This is a genomic window from Siphonobacter sp. BAB-5405 (assembly GCF_002872335.1).
Classification (GTDB): domain Bacteria; phylum Bacteroidota; class Bacteroidia; order Cytophagales; family Spirosomataceae; genus Siphonobacter.
This window is the reverse complement of record NZ_NJAG01000181.1, coordinates 1-624: the sequence shown is the minus strand read 5'-3', so window position 1 is coordinate 624 and position 624 is coordinate 1. Positions and strand designations below refer to the sequence as shown.

The following is a 624-nucleotide window of genomic DNA, read 5'->3' as shown; positions in this document are numbered from 1 at the left end:
TGGGCCAACCCGGTGATAAGGCTTTTGCCTTTGAAGCCGTAGACATCCAGGGTAAACCCTTTAAGTTAGCTGATCTGAAAGGCAAGTATGTGTTAATGGATTTCTGGGCTAGCTGGTGCGTGCCCTGCCGGAAAAAACAATCCTCATTTACGCAAACTCTACGAGCAGTATCAGGCCAAAGGATTTGATGTGGTCGGCATTTCCGATGATGATAGTAAACCCGAAGCCTGGAAAAAAGCTGTCGAAAAAGATCAGTTGCCCTGGCACCACGTGCTCAGAGGCTATCGGACGGATTCAGATCTCACGAAACATTTTGCCATTCATTCCCTGCCGACTTACATTCTGCTCGATAAAGAAGGTACCATCATTGCCCGCTACAGTAGTGATCACAGCGAGTTAGATAAAAAACTGGCTGAACTCATGCCTTAATTCGGTATTCGCCAACGATTGATTATTCTTTTTTCAAACTTACTTATTGACGTTATGAAGTATTTATGGACGATTTTGGCCTGTTACCCCGTACTGGCTCTGGCTCAATCCAAACCGTTTACCATTGAGGGTAAAGCCCAAAGTTACGACGCTCCGGCTAAAGCTTATTTAATGTACGGTGAGGCAGGAAAAATG

At 45.2% G+C, this 624-nt stretch carries 2 protein-coding genes; both read left to right on the top strand.

What is annotated here, in order from left to right:
- On the top strand, positions 1-188 hold a 188-nt coding region (locus BWI97_RS27555), incomplete at its 5' end, for a TlpA disulfide reductase family protein (protein WP_146011099.1).
- A gap of 1 nt (position 189) precedes the next feature.
- Entirely contained in the window at positions 190-429 is a 240-nt protein-coding gene (locus BWI97_RS26880; protein ID WP_369826687.1) for a TlpA family protein disulfide reductase, read from the top strand.
- The last annotated feature ends 195 nt before the right edge of the window (positions 430-624 follow it).